Origin of the sequence: Methylobacterium marchantiae, from assembly GCF_042679825.1 — a bacterium.
GTDB classification, from domain to species: domain Bacteria; phylum Pseudomonadota; class Alphaproteobacteria; order Rhizobiales; family Beijerinckiaceae; genus Methylobacterium; species Methylobacterium marchantiae.
The window spans coordinates 1-2,443 of record NZ_JBHTND010000066.1 but is presented as its reverse complement, the minus strand read 5'-3'; the positions used below and the strand labels follow the sequence as shown (position 1 = coordinate 2,443).

General features: G+C 59.1%; 2 protein-coding genes. One reads left to right on the top strand and one right to left on the bottom strand.

Going from position 1 to position 2,443, the window contains the following annotated elements; translation table 11 throughout:
• Positions 1 to 394 precede the first annotated feature (394 nt).
• Entirely contained in the window at positions 395 to 1,330 is a 936-nt protein-coding gene (gene argC, locus ACFQ4G_RS21805) for an N-acetyl-gamma-glutamyl-phosphate reductase (RefSeq protein ID WP_238209279.1), read from the bottom strand.
• 215 nt (positions 1,331 to 1,545) lie between these two features.
• On the opposite strand from argC, the gene ACFQ4G_RS21800 reads away from it, so the two are divergent.
• Positions 1,546 to 2,085, top strand: coding sequence for a hypothetical protein (locus tag ACFQ4G_RS21800; protein WP_238209280.1), 540 nt, complete (start codon positions 1,546 to 1,548; stop codon positions 2,083 to 2,085).
• Positions 2,086 to 2,443: the final 358 nt, after the last annotated feature.

Genomic DNA, 2,443 nt, shown 5'->3' with positions numbered 1-2,443 from the left:
TCCAAGCCTCGCATCTGACTTCCCCGTCCGCTGCCGGAACGGAGTGAATCATGCCAAGCCCCCTCACGCCACGGACTTCTTCAACACCCTGCTAGAGCGGTATCAGACCATCATCTGGCGGAACAGGCCATGCGCCTCATGCCGCTAAGACGGCGGCTTTTCTTTGGACGGATGACATGGCGCGAAAACCTGATCCAATTCTCCGGCCAATGCGCGACGGAGAGTCGGCGTCATCTTCTTGGATACGACATCCAGCGTGACGGTCGAGGGACAATGTCCGCTCGGAATGAAGTTGGTCGCACTTTCCGGAATTTCCATATCCGGAAGACCCGGCACGTTCCGAAGAGCGTCCCAGGATCATTGTCAAGTCAGGTCGTTCGATCCGATCGTCGGTCTATTCGAGGCCAACCATCAAACCGATGTTCTGCACCGCTGCACCGGACGCACCTTTCCCGAGATTGTCGAGACGAGCGACAAGGAGAGCTTGAGAGTGATCAGAATTTCCATAGACGCGCAGTTCCATTAGATCGGTATCGTTGAGTGCCTCGGCGTCCGGCTTGTCGTTTGGACCAGTCGGAATGACCTTCACCAGGTCCTGTCCAGCGTAATGAGCGGACAAAGCCGCTTCCAATGCAGCCGGGTCTGGATGTCCCGGTAGAGTGTCAAGGTGGAGAGGAATGCTGACCAGCATACCTTGGCGGAAATTGCCCACCGAGGGCATGAAGATCGGCCGCCGGCTCAGGCCGCCGTAGACCTGCAGTTCCGGCAGGTGCTTATGAGCGAAGCCAAGGCCGTAGAGTTGAAATGCCGGAGCTTCGCCGGCCTCGTAGGCTTCGATCATGCTCTTGCCGCCGCCGCTATAGCCGCTGACTGCATTGACGCTGATCGCTGTGTTGGGCGGAATCAATCCGGCATCGACCAAGGGCCGCAAGAGCGCGATCGCTCCGGTAGGATAGCAACCAGGATTGGCGACTCGCCGTGCCTTACGGATCTCCTGCGCCTGATCCGCATTCAGTTCAGCAAAGCCGTAAGCCCAACCGGCACTGACGCGATGGGCCGTACTGGCGTCCAAGATGCGAGGGCCGCCATTGGGAAGGCTATCGGCCAGTGCGACCGTTTCCTTTGCAGCCTCATCAGGCAAACACAGTACCACGAGATCCACATCCGCGAGAAGCGCACGCTTGACCTTTACGTCTTTGCGGCTCTCGTGCGGGATACTCATAAGAGAAACGCGTCCTTCGCGCTCCAGGCGTTCGCGAATGCCGAGCCCGGTGGTGCCGGCTTCGCCATCGATGAAAACCGTGGGTTTCGCCGCGCCGTTCTCGCTCATTCGAAATGTCCCGTTTATCATGCTGCGCGGAAAACTGCCGCGCGCTTTTGCGACGTGGAGGCTGCAACTTCTCAAGTCAATGTCGCAAATCTCGACACTTTATGGCCGAGTGTCCTGTATCGCCGTATTTGCACACGGGTTGATGACACATCCGTCCCTCGGAACCGGCTTTTCGTCCTCGGGTTGATCGCACGAAAAAAGCAAGGGCTTGAGCAATGGCAGCTAGCGCAGAGAAGACCGATCCTAAACTGTGGGAGAGGGTGAAGTCCGAGGTGACCGCCTCGGATAAGGGCGGCAAGGCCGGTCAATGGTCCGCCCGCAAGGCTCAGGCGGCGACGAAGGCCTACAAGGAGGCCGGTGGCGGCTACAAGGGCGAGAAGTCCGACGAGAACAGCCTCGCGCAGTGGTCGAGCGAGGAATGGGACACGAAGTCCGGCAAGCCCAGCGGCGAAACCGGAGAGCGCTATCTACCGAAGAAGGCCCGCGCCTCTCTATCGAAAGAGGAGTACGATCGTTCGACGCGAAAGAAGCGGGCGGACACAAAGCGCGGCAAACAGTTTTCAAGCCAACCAACGGATGTGGCCAAAAAGTCGGCTTCAGCGCGAAAGTCCGGATATACTGACAAGGTTGCCTCCCGCGCCGACAACGGGCCAACGAAGGAAGAACTCATGCGGCGAGCGAGATCCCAGAACCTCCGCGGTCGCTCGACCATGTCGAAGCGAGAGCTGGAAAAGGCACTTCACGCCGCGTCGTGACGCGCTCGTTTCCCGGCTCGGGAACTGCCTCCATCGTTTGAACGGAACCGAACGGTGCAGCGTTCAGACCCTATAAGGCTCGCAGTTCAGGATCCCTCATGACGATCGCCAGACCCTTCCTTCTCGCCTCCAGCCTTCTCGTATTGCTGATCGGAAACGTATCGGCGCAAGCCATAGATGCACCAGCCGGTATTAGAACGGCTCTTCCAACAGCCTCCGATACGTCGGCTTCGATCGGTGGACGCGCCCCGTCGACGGCGCCTAGTTGTGGAGCATCAACAGGTTGTCCTCGGAGAGGCGGAGTCGGCTGATGGGTGTTTGTCGGTTGATGCCCATGTGAGGGCGCTGCCAGTTGTAG

Coding starts and splice junctions, on each gene's coding strand:
- argC (WP_238209279.1), bottom strand. CDS start 1,330: ATGAGCGAGAACGGCGCGGCGAAACCCACGGTTTTCATCGATGGCGAA.
- ACFQ4G_RS21800 (WP_238209280.1), top strand. CDS start 1,546: ATGGCAGCTAGCGCAGAGAAGACCGATCCTAAACTGTGGGAGAGGGTG.